This window comes from Afipia massiliensis, assembly GCF_001006325.2.
GTDB classification, from domain to species: domain Bacteria; phylum Pseudomonadota; class Alphaproteobacteria; order Rhizobiales; family Xanthobacteraceae; genus Afipia; species Afipia massiliensis_A.
This window is the reverse complement of sequence record NZ_LBIA02000001.1, coordinates 3861612-3880075: the sequence shown is the minus strand read 5'-3', so window position 1 is coordinate 3880075 and position 18464 is coordinate 3861612. Positions and strand designations below refer to the sequence as shown.

Genomic DNA, 18464 nt, shown 5'->3' with positions numbered 1-18464 from the left:
CGCTGGCGTGCGCAACGAAGCTTTACAGTACCTATGACCCGAAGAATCTCGAGCAATGCATGGCCGTTTGCATGGCCTGCAGCGCGGGCGTGAAGACAACGTGCTCGACGTCTTGCAAGCTCAGGGGCGCGCGGTAGGCCTTCACGCAATCAGGAACTGACAGGCAGTTCGATGTCCGTCGCTCCCGGATCGTGCTTTCCTTCGGGGCCGGTTCGCAGGGACGGATGGTCCAGTCATTATCGAGAATCCGTTTCGGCGTAGGCTCGTCCGGGCCGGCGCCACATCGACGACCAGGCCGTTCCGGGCGGCATGTTTCCAGACATCGGCCTCGGTTGGTAGGCTTTACTGATCTTGGCGCCCTGAAAAAGCCCCGCCCTATGCCGGAGCATCGAGCGGGGCTCTTCGAGCTTTCAACCCTCTCGGGCTGACGGCTCTTGTTTCGATAACGCGTCGGCTTTTCACTTCGTTCCCCGCAGAGGTAGATATTTTTGCCGGCGAGACCGGCGGCAGAGGCTAACGACTTGCGCGCGGCCGGTTCTCGTTTTCTTATATGTGGAACACGCTGGGCGCGGCTCGCGCGAAAAGAACCGGGCAGGGAGCAAATGAAGCGATACATCATCTTCGCAGCCATAGGACCGCTGGTGGCTGGGTTCTTCCTGCTCGTCCTGGGAACGCCGGACGGATACTGGGACGGAGACAACGTCATAAGGAAGCTGTTCAAGGTTTTGGTCGTGACGCTTCCCTACAATTACCTGTTCGGGATTATTCCGGCTCTGATGATCGGCGCGGTCGATGATATTTTCCTGCACGTCCGGCGGATCAGTCCGGCCGTCCGAATGGTGTTGACCGGGCTCGTGGCATTTGCGGCAACAGCCGTTCTCTATGGGACATTGGGCACCGAGACGGGCCTCAAGCATTACTTCCTCTACGGACTTGTGGGATTCATCCCGGCGACGTTTTCATCGTGGCTGGCGCACAAGTTCGACAAGGTCGGCGGGGCACACCCGAATACGATGAGCGCATGATGCTTGCCGATTGCGCTGCATCGCCAGCGCAATTGCTACGATAGCTGGTCTATCGAGTAGCGCGCGGAAACAGGGGACATTGCGCGGCGCACCTTCACTTTGGCGTCTGGCGGCCTATATTGATTGTTCCGTCAACACGAAAGGAGGTGGTCCAGTGTCTCATTCCAAGCGCTGTCACCTCGCTGGGGCCGCCCGCTAAGCTCGCAAGAGCTTCGGACATGGCGGTCTTTCCGCCTGGTTCAGCGAGATAGGAAGGACGCGTCGAGCATTGCTGGGCGCGTCCTTTTTATTCGTACGCGAGCTCACGGCGGTCCCGTGTTTGAAACTGCGGAAGGGAATGCTTTCACGAAAACCAGTTGGAAGAAAGCAGGCGGCTCGGGGTTATCTGTGAGGTATTGCACAGACAGAGTCCCAGCCAGTTGCTTGAGTTCCGGAATGGGAAAATGGGTCCATAGTCGTTGTCCCCACTGCGGGAACAAGATGGCGATCGCTCTCAAGGGCGGGAAGACGCAGTTGCTTTGCCCGAATTGCGACGCGGACCCGCTGAAATCACCAAAGATCTACCGGCTCATCAACGCGGCGCAGTTGCTGAAGGACAGCGGGAGAGATCGTGATTGAGAAATCTGCCTGCCAAGCCTGCAAGACCTTCGGTCGGCGGTCGTCCTTTCATAAATGTGCGCGTGCGCGCGCGCAGGACTCCGCGACACATTGGGCGGTTGCGCTGGCATAGACGCTTGGTCCGGGTGAACCCAGCCCGTCCATTTTGGCCGCTCAACCGCGCGTGTGAAGTGCCCAACGTGGACGGCTGTTTTAGGCAGGATCCAAGAACGCTCGTGGCGCCCTAGCGTGGCAGCGCTCCCATAAGTGGCCAGATACCGCTAGCGTTCTCGGCAGTAGTGTTGCCAAAAAAGCTCAACCCCGGTTAATCGGCCTGAAATATGGGCATCCACTTGAGCCACTTGACTAAACAATGCTCAGTGGAACCGTAAATTTGGAACCTTGGGGACTGGGAATGAAACTTAAGCTTATTGCACTGGGACTTCTTGCCACGACGTCGATCGCCTCTGCGGCCGATCTGCCAACGCGCACTTATACAAAGGCGCCAATCGTTTCTCCGGCCTACAACTGGACCGGCTTCTATATCGGCGCGATGGGCGGTTACGGTTGGTCGGACAGCCAGGGAATGGATCTGAAGGGCGGCTTCGCGGGCGGCACCCTCGGTTACAACTGGCAGGGCGTCGGCTCGCCTTGGGTTTTCGGTATCGAGGCTGAAGGTGCATGGTCCGACATCGGCCAGACCGCGGGTGTGGTCGGTCTGCTCACCGTCGGGACCAAGATTGAAGGCTTCGGCTCTGTGTCGGGTCGCATCGGCTACGCCTTCGACAACGTGCTGGTTTACGGTAAGGGCGGCGTCGGCTTCGCAAGCAATGAGGTGAACGTCGCCGTGCTTGGTGTCAATTTCAACGACAGCAAGACGCACGTTGGATATTCTGTGGGCGCGGGCGTGGAAGTCGGCTTTGCTCGAAACTGGTCTGTGAAGGCTGAGTATCTCTACGCCGGTTACGGCAGCGAAGATTACTTCGTCAGCACCGCGGGCTTCCTGCGCAGCGGCGATATCGAAGTGCAGACGGTCAAGGTCGGCCTGAACTATCGGTTCGGCGCTTACTAACCGTCGAATTCCTACTCCAGTTTGAACTTAGGCCCCGGGAAAACCGGGGCCTTTTTCGTCAAGCCGCAGATGAATGCCGCCGGCGGTGTCCGCAACGGGCGAAAAGCCAACCTCAGGCCGTGCCTTCTTAGTGTCAATTTTCACAACAAGAACGACCTATAATATATTGAAAATATTATGTATTTTCAATATATCGATTTTGACGCCTCCCCGATTTCTTGCCCAATGAGCGCTCCCTTAGCTCGTACGGAACTTAGCGGGGACGGTGGAGAGCTAAGGTTATCGGGAACATTTTCTTGCTTGGTTCCCTACAATTCGTCAAAAGTTAGACCTGCAGTGGAACCCCCCGCTTGGGTCCCGCCGCGCTCCATACGGAACGTGACGGCAAATTGGCGGTGGGTTGAAATGCTGGGCAGCGACGATACTGGTTTCGCGGAAATCCCCTCCTTTCTGAAGAGCAGAGGCGACACGTTTCCGGCGTGGACCTCGCAGCCGACAGACGATGTCAGCTCAAGCGCCAGCATTGCGATCGTTGATGCGCAGTTGCTGTTCCACGCTGATTTCAAACGCACCGGCGACGACCTCACGCTTATCGGTGGCGACGGCAGCGTTCACGTCGTTATGGGCTATTTCAAAACAAGCGCTCCCGCGACAATTCAATCGCCGAGCGGTGCAGCGCTGACAGGCGATGTGATCGCAGCTCTCGCCGGCCCGCGCGCCGCCGGGCAACACGCGTCCGCAACGACGCAAGAGGCCTCCGCACAAGCCATCGGGCAGGTGGCCAAGCTTGAAGGCCACGCGACCGTGATCCGTAACGGCGTTGCCATCGTGCTCAACGTCGGCGATGTAGTGCTGAAGGGCGACGTCGTTCAGACAGATTCCAGCGGAACGATTGGCATCCTGTTCAGGGATGGCAGCGTGTTTCAGATCACGCCGGATTCGCGTTTGGTGTTGACCGACTTCGCTTATGACGCGAACGGCTCCGCCAATATCGAAGAGTTCAATCTCGTCCAGGGCTCGTTCAGTTTTGTTTCGGGCGCGATCGCCAAGCTCGGCAACATGCGGATAGGCACGCCGGCCGCGACCATGAAGATCGATGGCACTGCAGGCGGCGGTGATGTCGGCTCGAATAACGGCGAGGTGACGCTGTATATCTTCCGTCAGGGCGACGGAGAGCACAGGGCATCCGTCCTCGACCAGAACGGCAATGTCATTGCGACGCTGACCAGCGAAGGCGGCAAGCTCATTCTCACGCCGACCGGCCCGTCGCAATTCGACAGTCAGTTGCAGGGCAAAACGCCCGCCGATCTTGCGGCCGAGTTGAGCGCGCTCGAGGCCTTGCTGAAATTCAAGAGTATCGCCGGCTCCGGCATGCTGGCCGATGCACAGCCGCAATCGACTACGAGGCACGGCTCATCGTCGCCCTTTGGCGATCCAACCACGCCGCTCCTGACGCCGAGCGATACGGCATCGCCACCGGTTGTCGTTCCGGTTACGATTGTCATTCCACCAGCAAGCGACAGCACCGGTAACACGACGACCGGCAACCCGGCTGTGACAACTGTCGCCGGCGTCAGCGCGGTCGATCATAAAACCTACGTGTCAGCGGATTCCTATACGCTGAATGAAGACGGCATTCTTGCCGTTCTGCCGAGCGGCGTACTCGCTAACGATTCCACGCGCGACGGCTCATCGCTGACTGCGATTGTTGATGTCGGCCCCCAGCACGGTTCGCTGACCTTCAATCCAGACGGCTCGTTCCTTTACACGCCGGCGGCGGATTTCAGCGGCACGGATACGTTTACCTATCACGCGACCAATGGCACCACGATATCCGACCCGGTGATTGTGACGCTCAACGTCAACTTGGTGAACGATGCACCTGTCGTAATTATCGGAACCAGCCCGGTCACCGCGCAGGAGCAGACGACTGTTTTCGTCGCTCCGTCGCTCACGCTCGCAGACATCGACAGCACAACACTGACGAAGACGACCGTCCAGATCACCGGCAATTATCACGCAGTTGAAGACGTGCTGTCGTTCACGGACACGACCAAGATTCACGGTGTGTTCGACGTGACCTCCGGTACGCTGACACTGACTGCTATTGCCGGGCAGTCACCGACGCTTGCGGATTTCCAGACTGCGTTACAATCGGTGACATACACCGACACATCCGATGCGCCATCGACATCGCCGCGCACGATCACCTTAACCGTGCAGGATCCCGATGGCACCGCCCACTTTGGCCAGAATTCGGCAAGCGCCATCGTCACGCTGAACGTTATGGCGGTCAACGACGCGCCGGTTATTACGGGTGTAACCGTGCCGCCGGACCAGACCGAAGCGCTGAACGCCTCGGCACAGGACATTGGGTCGATTACCGGAACCCTGACGGCTCACGACCTGGATGTCGGCGACACGCTGACGGCCTCGGTCGCAGGCGCCGCCGTCATCAAACTGAACGGTTCGACTGTATTACCGCCTGGCGTCAATCTGTCGGGGCTTGGCCTGGCCGGCAACATTCATATCGATGGTGCAACAAGCGATGGCGGGTCGAAAGATCTGACGTGGACCTATGATCCCGGTGCCGCGACCCTCGATTTCCTCAAAGAAAACGATGTCCTGACCATTACCTATACCGTGCACGTCAGCGACGGCGCGGTCGATTCCAACACGCAGACGCTCACTGTAACGATCAACGGCGTCAACGACGCGGCGGTGATTACATCAGCCGTCGTCAACCTGAACGAAACCGACGCGATGCAGACGGCAAGCGGAACGCTGGCGATTACGGACGTCGATAGCCCGGCGACATTTGTCGCGCAAACGGACGTCGCAGGGAGCGGCGGCTACGGACATTTCACGGTCGGCGTGGATGGCGCGTGGTCCTACGCGATGGATTCGGCGCACAATGAATTCAAGGCAGGGGTGACCTATACCGACGTGCTCACCGTGACGAGCGCGGATGGCACGACGTCGTCGATCACGGTCAACGTCGCCGGTACCGATGACATCGCGGTGATAGCGGCGGCGACCGTCAATCTGAATGAAGGCGACGCGGTCCTTACGACGGGTGGCACGATCGCTATTGTCGATCCCGACAACTCGCCGACTTTCGTTGCGCAAACCAATGTCGCAGGAAGCGGCGGCTATGGACATTTCACGCTCGGCGCAGATGGCGTGTGGAGCTATGCGACCGACAGCGTCCACAACGAGTTCGTCGCGGGCATAACCTATACCGACACGCTGAATGTTGCCGGCACCGATGGCACGACCTCGACGATCACCGTTAACATTGCCGGTACCAATGACGCGCCGAAACTTCTCGGCGATCTGACAGCCAGCGTGACACGAAACCAGGCTTACACGCTGACGACGAATGATCTCAACGCCAGCGATCCCGACGACGCAACGTCCAATTTCTTGGTTTCGAACCTTCAGCACGGCACGATCAAGGTCAACGGCACGGTAGCGACGACGTTTACACAGGCCGACGTGGCGGCCGGTCGTGTCACCTTCGCCCAGGACGGCTCGGCAAACACGTCAGCCTCATTTTCGGTGACCGTCGAAGACGGCAATGAGGATCTTTCGACACCCGTTGCCAGCACGTTCCATTTCAACGTTACCCTGCCGCCCGAGCCGCAGACGATTGCGCCGTCATCGGTCGCTGCGGGTACGGAAGACCAGACAACGGGCGTCGCCATCGTGTTGTCGGGTACGGACCCGACGGGCACGGTCTCCAGCTACAACATTACGTCGATATCGCATGGTCAGCTCTACAAGGACGCCGGATTATCGCAGTTGATCACCGGCAACGTGGCCGCGAGCGGGAATGCCGCCAACAATTTCGCAACAACTGTCTACTTCAAGCCTGCCGCAAACTTCGATGGTTCTGCGTCGTTCCAGTTCGCGGCCGTCAACAATTTCGGCAGCGACGACACGACGCCTGCGACGGTGGAGATCGATATTGCGCCGGTGGTGGATACCGCGACGTTCGCGTTCGGCCGCGGCAATGTGAGTCTGATTGTTAATGGCGGATTCGATACGGGTATGAGCGGCTGGTCCTTGGGGGCAAGCAATCTCAACTACGTATTCTTCGACACAACGATGGGGCAATACCAGAAGCAGGCGGGCCCCGTTACCAATGTTTACCATCTGCCCGGTGCTCCCACCGGCCCATACGCATTGGCTTACCCCGAGACCACCACCTACGACGCAATTCTCCAGCAGTCATTCAAGATTCCGTACGGCATCGAGAGCATAAGTATCTCGTATGACATGTTTATTCTGAATCGAAATTCGACTCACGACAATGTCGATGGCTCGCTTCATCGAACTCCGTACTCGCAATTTGGGCGGGTGGACCTCCTTAACGGCGTATCGGACCACTACGACGTAAGCAGTAATGCTGTTCTGGATAATCTGTTCATTGGCACAACGGCAGACCTGTTGGGCGGCAACGTTTCGGGTGGCTTCCGGCATTTTGGTGCCGACCAATGGCACCACTATGATTTCGCGACGGATACGGGAAGCCTGATCAGCTTCACCAGCGACCAGACTTACACTCTCCGGTTTGGCGTTGTGAACGGTTATCCCATTCCCCTGGACATGGGCGTCGACAATGTCGTGGTAACCGCCAAGATCGGCGCCGTAGGGTTTGAGAACGACGGTGACATTGTTATCGGAAGACTTTCAACAGGCGACACTGACGGCTCCGAGCACGTCACCAAACTGGTATTGAGCGGATTTGTTGCGGGCACCGTATTCAAGCTCAACGGAGTGCAGGTCGGAGCGCTTGTGCTTGGCGGTCCCGACATCGGCAAGTGGGTCATCACCGATCAGGCGTCGCTCGACGCGCTTGCGACAACGGATTTGAAGGCATCTCTTCCCGCGGATTATGTCGGCAGCTTCAACGTCACGAGCGTAGCGACTATAACCGACAGCGCAATTTATTCGGACGGCACCGTTCACACAGCCTCACAGACTTTTACCGATACGCTGAAAGTCGAAATCCTGCCGCCAAACCATGCGCCGACGTCTGCGGATGCGCGCATTGCTATCAGCGAAGATGTTCCGCGTACGTTCACTGCCAACGACTTTCCGTTCAGCGACGTCAACAGCGATGTTCTCCAGGCCATCAAAATCGTCAGTGTGCCACAGGCAGGCGGGTCACTGGCGCTGAACGGTGTTGCTGTGGCGGCCGGCCAGACTGTGTCCCTCGCGGATATCAATGCGGGCAAGCTGGTTTTCACGCCGGCCGACAATATGAGTGGTTCCTCGATCTCGTCGTTCACATTCCAGGTGCAGGACGACGGCGGCAGCGGCGGCTACGACAGCACGCATGTCGACACGGACTTGTCGCTGACTCACACCATCACGCTCGATGTGAATCCGGTGGCCGATATTCCGATCTTTCTTCCACCATCCGCCGGAGCGCGGGCAGGAGAAGAAGACACCACGATCAATCTCGGCACGCTGGATATTTCGACGTCAGATCCTTCCGAAACGATCAAAGTTGCGATCAGCGGTTTCCCGGCGGGCACCGTGTTTAAGATCGATGGTGTTCAGGTCGGTGCGCTCGACAGCACGCCGGGAAGCCCCACGTTCGGACAGTGGATCATCACCAGCGCGAGCGAGATCGCGTCGCTTCATGACCACGCGCTCCAGTTGGTGCCGCCTGCAGACGTCAACGGCAGCTACAGCCTGAGCATCGCGGCGACGACGATGGACAGCGCCGTCGTCAATGGCGTGACGGTCACGAATACAAGTGCTCCGGTCACGCAAACCCTCAGTGTCGCGATCAACGCAGTCAACGACGCGCCGGTCGCGCATGACGATCTGGTCACGGTAAATGAAGACACCGTTCTGACGCTCACGAGTGCAACGCTGCGCGCCAACGACACCGACGTCGATTCTTCCGCATCTAGCCTTCTCGTTTCGGCGGTGAGCGGAGCCGTGGGTGGTGCCGTTGCTCTCAATGGAACGAGCGCGGTATTCACACCTACCGCAGGATTCTCCGGTATCGCCGGCTTCGATTACGTCATCTCGGATGGCGCGGGCGGGACCTCAAGCGCCCACGTCACCATCGATGTCAAACCGATCGCGGATCATCCGGTTTTCACTTTCAACGGGACGGGTGCAGAAGATGCCGGCATTGTGGTCGGTAAGCTGTCAACCGGCGATACCGATGGCTCCGAGCAGATCACGAAACTTGTTCTGAGCGGTTTCGAACCCGGTACGGTCTTTATGATCAACGGCACGCAAGCTGGCGCGCTCACGGTCGGCGGCGCCGACAACGGTAAATGGGTCATCACCGATGCGGCGCAGATCGCATCGCTCGCGTCCAACAATCTGATCCTGCAGGCGCCGCAGAATTTCAACGGCAGCTTCGTGATCACGGCAGTCACGTCGGTCACCGATACCGCGACGTTGACGACGGGCGCCACCAGCAATTCCGTGACGTTCACGGATACGGTCCAGATCGTTATCGATCCGGTGAACGATGCACCGGTGGTCGCGCAGGCGCTGGTAAATCAGGCCACAGGGCAGGGCGCGCCGTTTTCCTACCAGTTCAACAGCAACACCTTCAGCGATGGCGACGGCGATGCGCTGGCCTATTCGGCCACACTCGCAAACGGCGATCCGCTCCCGGGCTGGCTGTCGTTCAATATTGCGACCCGCACGTTCTCGGGTTCGCCGCCCAACGCCGAAACCTTGCAGGTCAAGGTCGTCGCGAACGATGGCATCGCAAGCATCGCCAGCACGTTCAACATCGTGGTGGCCGTCAATCATTTGCCAACCGTGGCGCCTGTAACGTTCTCATTCTCATCCGGCGACGAGTCCGTGCTGACGCTGGCTGGTAGTGATCAGGACAGCGGGGATTCGCTGAGCTACAAGCTCACGCATATCCCCAACGACGTTCAGGTCTATCTCGACGAACAGCATCTGCATCCCGTGGTGGAGAACCAGGTCTTCACCACCGACACGCTTTATATCGTGTCGGCGAGCGCAGATTTTCCTGGTGACTTCACGTACGTCGCGATCGATTCCTATCTCACCGAGTCGGCTCCCGCGACCGCCTCGGCACGCGCGCCTGAAACCGCGACATTCACTGGCACCTCAGGCAACGACGTTGCCAATGCATCGGTAGGGACGCTGACGGGATTTACCGGCGGCTCCGTCGGCCAATTGCGTGACATCGCCGGCGACGTATTCCTGCCAGGCGATGGCGTCGATACGGTGATCGGCGGGCGAGGCGACGATACGATCAAGATCACCTCTTCCACCAACGTTGGCGCGGGCGACGTATTCCAGGGCGGGTCAGGCACCAACACCATCGACGTCGGCGAAACCACAGCCGTCGACCTTCGTGGCGCCAGCATCTCCAACTTTACGAATCTCACCGGTGGCGATGCCGACAACACGGTATCAATGACGTTTGACCAATTCCTGCAATTGGGCGCGATCGATCTCGGCGACGGCACAAACAAGATCGATCTCTATCTGCCTGATTTCGGTAGCGATCCGGATGCTGTTCCGGCGACACAGTACGACATTTCCAACCTGCCATTCCCGACCTTGACCGGCGTGGGAACGGTCAATCTCCATCCAACGGGTTCAGGCAGCAAATACCTCGTTCTGTCGCAGGCGCAGTTTGCGGCGCTCTCGCTTATCGATCTAGGCGCGGGAAATCATGACACGCTTGAGATTCACACCGGCCGAAACTTCTCTATGCCTGAGAGCGTCGTTCTCAACGCGGAAAAAGTGACCATTGTGGGTCAAGGCATCGTCCTAGGCCAAGGCAGCATTGGCGCCACGATTACCGGATCGAGTCACTCCGAAACGATCCGCGGCGGAGACGGAGACGATATTCTCATCGGCAGCGGCGGCAACGATTTCATAGACGGCGGCGGGCGTATCGATACGTACAAATTTTTCGGCACGAGCGGCGGCACGACGACAGTCACCGATACTGGCTCTATAGGGTCGGCCGATCAGTTTGATACGTTGGTTCTCGGCAACTCCAGTTCGATCCCTTCGTCAACGTCGCCTTACATGACATTCGATGTGACGCGAGATGGCTCGACACTGACGTTCACGTTCGGAAATGAAACGATCATCGATCAGGGCGGCATCGACTACATCGCGTCCTATCTGCCGACATATAATTTTTTCAATACCAATGGATACAGCATCGCGACCGGGCTATCGGGAACCAATTCCCTTATCGTGGGAACTGACGGCAACGACATTATATCCGGCAGCGGCGCTTTCTTTGGAGGAGACGGCAACGACACGCTGACACTGGTCAACTCGACTTCGGCCGACTTTCTCATCGGCGGGCGTGGCGATGACACGCTCAATGGAACCGACAGCTATGGCGTGACCTACGTTTTCCAGCCGGGCGACGGCAACGACACGATCAACGACACATCCAATTACGAGCACTTTATTGTTCTGGACACCGCAGGCGCCGCGTTCACGAGTCTGAGTTTTTACGACGACAATCCGGCGAGCATCACTGGAAATCTCGTTATCAAGTATGGCAGCGGCGGCAGTTCCGATCAGATCACGATTAACAACCAGTTCACAAATAACGGCATCGCTGGAGGCGACACAATTGATTTCAACGGCGCGTCGTTCGCCGGATACAATCTCGGGTTTGGATTTTACGACCTGTCTCACGACGACAATGTCACGCTGTCGCGCTATGCGATGAGCGCCACTAAAAATACGGTTCTTGTCGCGGAAAAAGACCAGCCCAGCATCCTGCGCGGTGATTATTTTGACGGCGCCAAACTCATGTTTGGTGGCGATCAGAACGATCAGCTTTACGGCGGCACCAAGAGCGATCTGATGGTCGGCGGCGGCGGCTCCGATCATTTCGTATTTTCGTTAGCCTCTTCAAGCACTGCTTCTGCAACCGATATCATCGCCGATTTTCAGGACGGCGTGGATTCGATCGATTTCTCTCTCCTCCCGAACATCACGTCGTTCAGCAATCTGTCGTTCGTCTACGACGCCGCTCGAAACATGACCGTCGTGACCGACAGTTTTACCGGCATCGTTGTCAATCTGTACGGATCGCACACGCTGACCGCCAATGATTTCGTTTTTGAAAACATCTCTGCCCATTTCGTCGGCACATCTGGCAACGACACGGCCGTTGCGACCCCGCGCGCGCTCGTCGGGTTCACGGGCGGCACGGCCGGGCAGGTCGGCGACATTGCGGGCGATCTTTACACTCCGGGCGATGGCGATGACATTATCCACGCCGGACCGGGCGCCGATACGCTTCAACTGCTCGACGGCAGCAATATCAGCGCGGGTGACGTCTTCGACGGTGGAACCGGAGAGAGCAATATCTACGATATCATATCCATCGAAACAGGTTACGTAGATCTGCGTCCCGCGACCATCGTGAACTTTGAATTTCTGTTCGGTGACAATAGCTCCAACACCGTTTTGATGTCCTACGATCAATACCGCACGCTGGCCGTATTCAATCTTGGAGGCGGTACGAACGAAGTCAACGTGTATCTGCCGAGCTCGATCAATTCCGCCGATCTTGCGACCGCTCCAACACAATTCGACATGACGTCATTCAATTACGTTAGCGCGAATTATGCTCAATCCATAAGGCTGATGACGACCGGTTCGGGCAATCAGTCGTTGAAAATGACCGGCACCGAAGTTGCGCAATTCGCGTCAATCGATCTGGGCGATGGTGCTCAGGATGCACTCACCATCGTCACGAGCAGTGATTTCACCATTACCCCAGGCCAAATCCTCAACGTCGAGTATCTGACAATTATCGACGGTAGCGGATCCGACACGATCGTCGGATCGAGCGGCACCGAGTCGATCTATGGCAACAATGGCGACGACGTCATCATGGGTGGCGGCGGTAACGATTATCTCGACGGCGGCACTGGCAACAACACATTCAAGTTCACCGCGAATGATGGCCACGACACCGTCGCCTATACCGACGGCGGCACCCGAACGATTTTGCTCAGCGGTTCTCCCAGCTATGCACCATACGATGCATTCAACATCACACATCTGGGCGCCGACGGGCTGCAACTGACGTACGGCAACACCGTCATCGATCTGCTGAACTACACCGACAACGATCATGTGAACATCGGCTTCACGTTCGATAACCCCATTCCATTCATCTACGGCACCGCATCATTTGGCTGGAACTGGAGTTTTCACCACGGAGTGGACGGCACCGATAGCAAGCAGATTCTTGTCGGCACCGATGGCGTAGATCACATCAACGCCGTCGGCTTCGGCAACCTCATGTTCGGCGGCGATGGCAACGATGTCATCACCGGCGGCAATGCCTTGGCAAATGTGGACCCCTATGCCTTGGGTGGCAGCGATATCTATGTCGGCGGGAAGGGCGACGACATGCTCATCAGCTATGGAGTTGGTGATCCGAACGCTGGCCCATTCTCGAATATTTATGCGACCGAAACTTACGTCTTCAACGTCGGCGATGGGCAGGACAGCATCGATGATCGGGGCGGCGGAAATCCGCAATCGAGTCTTTACGCCGACCGCATCATCATCGACACCAAGGGAGCCGCGCTGACTTCGTTTTCAGCGTCTCACGATCCATCCGCCGCGAGCGGGGGAAATGACCTTGTTATCAATTACAGCAGCACGGACTCGATCACGGTGCTCAACCAGTTCGATGGCCAGGGTCACAATATTGAAACCATCAACTTCAATGGCGGTTCCTACGCCGGATTTGATTTCGGAAACACTGATTACTCCCTCAACAAGGCCGGCGTTCCCGTGATCAACGTGCCTAACGGCGGCAGCGTGATTGTCGGCGACCTGAACATCGCCAATGACATCACCTACCGCTCGTACACCGGCGCAATCCTCATTGGCGGCAACGAGAATGACCGGCTCGATTTCGATGCCGGGGGCGGTCTCATGATTGGCGGCGGCGGCGCGGACACGTTCGTATTCGCGCGATCACAGGTCGGGGTGCCTGCTGTCATTGCCGATTTCCAGGATGGGCAAGACAAGATCGATATGAAGGGGCTGGCTTTGGATTTCAGTTCGCTGGCGATTACCCAGACGGCCGACGCAACGCTGGTGCATGCGGATGTGTTTGGTGGCACCATCGATTTCAAGCTCCACGGTCTTCACACCCTGACGTTTGGCGACTTCATTCTTGCTTGATTGCGCTAGGGTGGAATCGGGTTGCGTTTGGCAGGCTCCCAGGGCCAAGCGTACCGGCTTGAGGCAATCGCCTAGGGCGTCAGGCGCGAAAAGGAGAACAGGCACCTGCCGGTTCGCGCCGGCAGGTTCCTATTGTCACGGATCATTATTTCAGGCTTGCTGTCAGTCTTGATTAATCTGGGAGATATCAGCCGTGGCTATGGGTACCGTGAAGTGGTTCAACTCGACTAAAGGTTTCGGATTTATTCAGCCTGACGATGGCGGCAAAGACGTGTTCGTACACATCTCAGCAGTTGAAAAGGCGGGACTTTCTAACCTCAACGAGGGCGCAAAGGTCAGCTACGACGTGGTGCCAAACCGCGGCAAAGAATCTGCTGAGAATTTGCGCGTCGGCTGATTGCGCAATGGTTAGGGACAGGGGAGGCCGCCTCACTGGGCGGTCTACTTCTTTTCGTCGTGCAGGAGCGCATCCAGCAGGTTCTTAACCTGGGGCGACTTGATCGGGTCGGGCCGATCACAATGGATGCATTGATAAACGCGCGGACCTTTGCCGCCGGGTGGCAGCATCAGTTTCACAGGCTTTCCACACTCCGGACAAATCCGCTGATTGATGGGCATCGTGACCGCCCTGCCAAGGGTTCACCATTCTAGTTCCTGCGCCGAACGAGAATCGAGTCCATTTTTCGCATTAGGGCTGCGACCTAAATGACGCCACGCAGGGGGCGACCGGCACCCGGTCAAGCCACGTCACGGCGCGATCCACCCGTTCAGTACCGGCCAGATGGTCACCCATTGATAGTGACCATCGCGAGGATTGAGAGCGCATGCGACCATCTCCGTCCGCACCACACGCCATTTCGCTCGTGGGCAGAACCGTGGCTAGAAACAGGTGCCGGCGTTAGACGATTGAAAAAGTTCGGGAAAAACGCTGACATGGCGGAAGGGGTGGGATTCGAACCCACGGTGCCCTTGCAGGCACGCCGGTTTTCAAGACCGGTGCCTTAAACCACTCGGCCACCCTTCCTGCGCTTTGGAAACCAGCACTTAGCAAAGCGAACGGGGTAGCGAAAGAGGTGATTGCCTCCAAGACCGCTGCCCTGATGACCATTCGGCCTTGCCGCTGGCCGCAAACCACAAAACGGCGCATGGCCGGGCCTAAGTTCTAATGGCAGAAACTGAAGCTTTCAGTACTCAGTACTTGGCGACGACCGGGCCGCCCCAGTTGAAGTGATAGTTCACGCCAACTTTCACAGTGTGCAGGTCTTCCTTGTAGCTGAAGGCCACCGGCGTGGTCGATCCCGCTACGGTCGAGAAGTTGGTGCGGTCGAAATCATAGTACTGGTACTCGATCTTGGCCGACCAGTTCTGAGCGAACATGTATTCCAGGCCGCCGCCGACGGTCCAGCCAGTGGTCTCGCGGTTGATGATGAACGGAGTCGCCAGGTTCGCGACCGTGAAGCTGATGTCGCTGTCATCGCGGAATGCGACGCCGCCCTTGCCGTAGATCAGGAGCGGACCGGACACGTAACCGAGGCGGCCAGTCACAGAAGCGAGCCAGTCGCTGGAACGATCGTTGATGACGACACCGCCGCTGAACGTGCTGGTGAAGGTGCGGTCGCTGCTGGCCAGGCCGCTGATCTGGCCTTCGACACCGATCAGCCAATTCGGGGCGAACTGATAGTCGGCGCCGATCTGGCCACCGCCGAGGAACGTGGCGTCGCGGCTGCTTGCCGAGAGAGGGAAGAGGGCAGGTGCAGGAAGAACCTGTTCGACCGTGTCGCTTCCGCCGAAGGCTGCACCGATGTGCGCGCCGACGTAGAATCCGGTCCAGTTGTAGACTGGCGCGACATAGATAGGAGCCTTCGTGTAAGGGCGGCTCATGTCAGCGGCGGATGCGGAGGCGATGGCTGCGCCGAGAATTGTCGTGGCGAGAAGGAACTTTTTCATATCAAAATGTCCTGCGTTCGAAACAATTCAATTGCATCGTTTGTAACCTAGAATCACCGCTCCACCTGTCACGCCCCGGCAACATCGGCGGCAAAAAAGTGCGCCTGCCGAACGATCCCTCTCGGGCCGGTCAGGAATGGCTGATGGCCACAATCCACTTCACGATCAACAGGATGAGCGCCGAGACGACGAGCGGCAGCAGGAATGTGCTCGCGATGCTGGCGAGAATAATCTGGTCTTTTCCGTCGCTGCCGTCCGACCAGATGAACGCCGGCAGGTAACGCGACACGTCACCGCTGACGAGGTTGTAGAGGGGCCGAAACAGCAATCCGGCCAGCGCCAGGATCAGCAGATAGTCCCACCATCGCCGTGCGGCCCGACGGATCAGGACAACCGCTGCGGCGATCAGAAGCGCCCCGATAAGCAGGACCGAAAACCAGCCGTTCCATGTTGGATCTCAGACGCTTCCACCGCCCCAAGGCCGTCGCGGGCGCGAAGATCGCCTGCGCAACGGGTGGCGGCAAGCGCTAGGAAAATCAATCTCTGGTTTACCACCTCGCGTATCTCGCCGTTCCGGGCATGGAAGCAATGGGTTAAGGTAATCGCCGTATGAAGTGCGAGCGTCCGGCCACGGCGATGCCCGGTAGGCAAGACGGCGCGAAAAGTGCTATTTGGGGTTCTATGGGGATTAGCGTCAGGGAATCGGGCAAGGCGGGCCTGCGTGTCGCAGCGGCGGGAGCCGTGTGCCTGCTGGTCGCCAATTGCGGCGCGTCCAACAAACTCTCCAGTCGTGTCGATCCGAAATACGGCGTGTCCAGCAGCCCCAGGGTGGTCGATTTCGGCGAAGCCGTTCCCAAGGGCGGTGGCACCTATCGCGTCGGCAAACCCTATGTCGTTGCCGGCAAAACCTATGTGCCGGAAGAAGATCCAAACTATCGCGCCGAGGGCATGGCCTCCTGGTATGGCGATGCCTTCCATGGCCGCCTGACTGCCAACGGCGAGGTGTTCGACATGACGTCGCTCACTGCTGCCCATCCAACGCTGCCGCTGCCGAGCTACGCGCGCGTGACCAATATGGCCAACGGCAAGTCGGTGATCGTGCGTGTCAACGACCGTGGTCCTTACCACGGCAATCGCTTGATCGATGTCTCAAATACCGCGGCCAAGCTTTTGGAATTCCACGAGAATGGCGTTGGGCGCGTGCGTGTCGAGTATGTCGGACGCGCTCCGCTGGAGGGATCGGACGACCGCCAGTTGATGGCGACGCTGCGGACAGGGCAGCCGGCTCCGGCGCCTTCGGGCGTCAGGATCGCGTCGGCAAATGCCTTTGTCCCGGATATCGCGCCGACGCGCGGTGTCATGCGGGGAGATGTTCCGCTGCCGGCGGGGCGTCCCTATACGCTCGGCCATACCAAGGAAGATTTTGCGGCAGCCGGCGCGTCGGAAGTCTCGGCATCACGCGCCGCACGGCCGGGCGGACGTCGCTTCGAGCGCATCGTTCAGGCTGACGCTGAGGAGGGGGGCGAGGAGTCGGCGACGAAGCCTGTCGCTTCCTTTGCAGCGGCTCCGCGCACCAGCAACAACAACCTAATGTCGGGTCGCGGTCTCTACTGAGACCAGTCGCTGTCGACAGGCAAATCCCGTACGCCGTTCAGGAATTCCACCAGCGCCGCGTTGACCTCGTCGGGGCGCTCCTGCTGAATCCAGTGACCCGCACCCTCGATCAGCAGCTTTCGCCGCAGGTTAGGCAACACACGATCCATCTCGGTGACCCGCTTTCCGCCGATGATGCCGGTGACCACGGAATCGTTTGCGCCGGCGATGAAGATCGACGGTTGATAGATCTTTGCGCCATGCCACGGAGCGGTCAGCTCCCAGTTCCGGTCGATGTTGCGATACCAGTTCAGGCCGCCTCGAAACCCGGTGCGTGAATAGGTTTCAACGACGTGTGCCAGATCCTGCTCGCTCACCCAGGCCGGGCGGGGTCGCGCCTTTGCAGGATCGCCCAGAAAACCCTGTCCGTCTTTCAGGAACAGTGATGAGTCGACGCCGAAGGTGACCGCACGCATCGTGAAATCGACGTCGCGTTCGAACTCGGCTTCCGCCACACCCGGCGTCTGGAAATATTGCCAGTAGAAGTTGTTGACCCCACTCTTCGCCAGGGTCTCCAGCGGCCGCTCGCGCCCTCGCCATGGCGGCGGGACGCTCAGGCCGCCGACGGCGGTGAAGATATCGGGCCTGAACAGGGCGGCATGCCATGCGACCGGCGCGCCCCAATCGTGGCCGATGATGATCGCCTTGGTTTCACCCAGCGCTGCGACCAGCGCCACCATGTCGCCCACCAGATCGAAGATGGAGTAGGCCTCGACGTTCAGAGGGGCCGAGGTCCGACCGAAGCCGCGCATGTCGGGAGCGACGACATGGAAACCGGCTGCCGCGATGGCGGGAATCTGATGACGCCATGAATGCGACAATTCGGGCCAGCCGTGGCACAGCAGCACCAGCGGTCCTGAGCCTTGTTCGGTGACACTGATCTCGATGCCGTTGGCCGAGATCATTCGCGATGACGACATCGATTTGCTGCCTTTTTTCAAGAATTTGAAGGCTGTGTGAAC

Annotated in this window: 9 protein-coding genes and 1 tRNA gene; 5 read left to right on the top strand and 5 right to left on the bottom strand. The window is 58.5% G+C overall.

Annotated elements, in window-relative coordinates:
• Nucleotides 1-602 precede the first annotated feature (602 nt).
• From YH63_RS18710 to YH63_RS18685, 4 genes are all read left to right on the top strand, one after another.
• Nucleotides 603-1025, top strand: coding sequence for a DUF5413 family protein (locus YH63_RS18710; RefSeq protein ID WP_046826306.1), 423 nt, complete (start codon nt 603-605; stop codon nt 1023-1025).
• A 1012-nt stretch (nt 1026-2037) separates the two neighbouring features.
• Nucleotides 2038-2694: an outer membrane protein gene (locus tag YH63_RS18700; RefSeq protein WP_046826307.1), complete on the top strand. Its 657-nt coding sequence runs from the start codon at nt 2038-2040 to the stop codon at nt 2692-2694.
• A 405-nt stretch (nt 2695-3099) separates the two neighbouring features.
• On the top strand, nt 3100-13902 hold the full coding sequence (locus YH63_RS18695) for a tandem-95 repeat protein (RefSeq protein ID WP_046826308.1): 10803 nt from the start codon (nt 3100-3102) through the stop codon (nt 13900-13902).
• Nucleotides 13903-14095: 193 nt separating this feature from the next.
• Nucleotides 14096-14299 (top strand): cold-shock protein, encoded by a 204-nt coding sequence (locus YH63_RS18685; protein ID WP_046826309.1) that lies wholly within the window; start codon nt 14096-14098, stop codon nt 14297-14299.
• 44 nt (nt 14300-14343) lie between these two features.
• Here the strand turns inward: YH63_RS18685 and YH63_RS21705 are convergent, their stop codons facing one another.
• From YH63_RS21705 to YH63_RS18670, 4 genes are all read right to left on the bottom strand, one after another.
• The gene (locus tag YH63_RS21705; RefSeq protein ID WP_170978713.1) at nt 14344-14520 is read right to left on the bottom strand and encodes a hypothetical protein; all 177 of its coding nucleotides are present in this window, start codon (nt 14518-14520) and stop codon (nt 14344-14346) included.
• Nucleotides 14521-14836: 316 nt separating this feature from the next.
• Nucleotides 14837-14926 (bottom strand) — tRNA-Ser (locus YH63_RS18680).
• 167 nt (nt 14927-15093) lie between these two features.
• Nucleotides 15094-15849: an outer membrane protein gene (locus tag YH63_RS18675; RefSeq protein WP_046826310.1), complete on the bottom strand. Its 756-nt coding sequence runs from the start codon at nt 15847-15849 to the stop codon at nt 15094-15096.
• A gap of 130 nt (nt 15850-15979) precedes the next feature.
• Nucleotides 15980-16177 (bottom strand): hypothetical protein, encoded by a 198-nt coding sequence (locus tag YH63_RS18670; protein WP_046826311.1) that lies wholly within the window; start codon nt 16175-16177, stop codon nt 15980-15982.
• 353 nt (nt 16178-16530) lie between these two features.
• Between YH63_RS18670 and YH63_RS18665 the strand changes: the two genes are divergently transcribed.
• On the top strand, nt 16531-17463 hold the full coding sequence (locus tag YH63_RS18665) for a septal ring lytic transglycosylase RlpA family protein (RefSeq protein ID WP_046826312.1): 933 nt from the start codon (nt 16531-16533) through the stop codon (nt 17461-17463).
• Here the strand turns inward: YH63_RS18665 and YH63_RS18660 are convergent.
• On the bottom strand, nt 17457-18422 hold the full coding sequence (locus YH63_RS18660) for an alpha/beta fold hydrolase (RefSeq protein WP_046829401.1): 966 nt from the start codon (nt 18420-18422) through the stop codon (nt 17457-17459). The two genes, YH63_RS18665 and YH63_RS18660, sit on opposite strands and share 7 nt — an antisense overlap.
• Between the last annotated feature and the right edge of the window lie 42 nt (nt 18423-18464).

Excerpts from the sequence above, each read along its gene's own strand:
- YH63_RS18665 (WP_046826312.1), top strand. The coding sequence starts at position 16,531 with ATGGGGATTAGCGTCAGGGAATCGGGCAAGGCGGGCCTGCGTGTCGCA.
- YH63_RS18695 (WP_046826308.1), top strand. The coding sequence starts at position 3,100 with ATGCTGGGCAGCGACGATACTGGTTTCGCGGAAATCCCCTCCTTTCTG.
- YH63_RS18710 (WP_046826306.1), top strand. The coding sequence starts at position 603 with ATGAAGCGATACATCATCTTCGCAGCCATAGGACCGCTGGTGGCTGGG.
- YH63_RS18660 (WP_046829401.1), bottom strand. The coding sequence starts at position 18,422 with ATGTCGTCATCGCGAATGATCTCGGCCAACGGCATCGAGATCAGTGTC.
- YH63_RS18700 (WP_046826307.1), top strand. The coding sequence starts at position 2,038 with ATGAAACTTAAGCTTATTGCACTGGGACTTCTTGCCACGACGTCGATC.
- YH63_RS18675 (WP_046826310.1), bottom strand. The coding sequence starts at position 15,849 with ATGAAAAAGTTCCTTCTCGCCACGACAATTCTCGGCGCAGCCATCGCC.
- YH63_RS21705 (WP_170978713.1), bottom strand. The coding sequence starts at position 14,520 with ATGCCCATCAATCAGCGGATTTGTCCGGAGTGTGGAAAGCCTGTGAAA.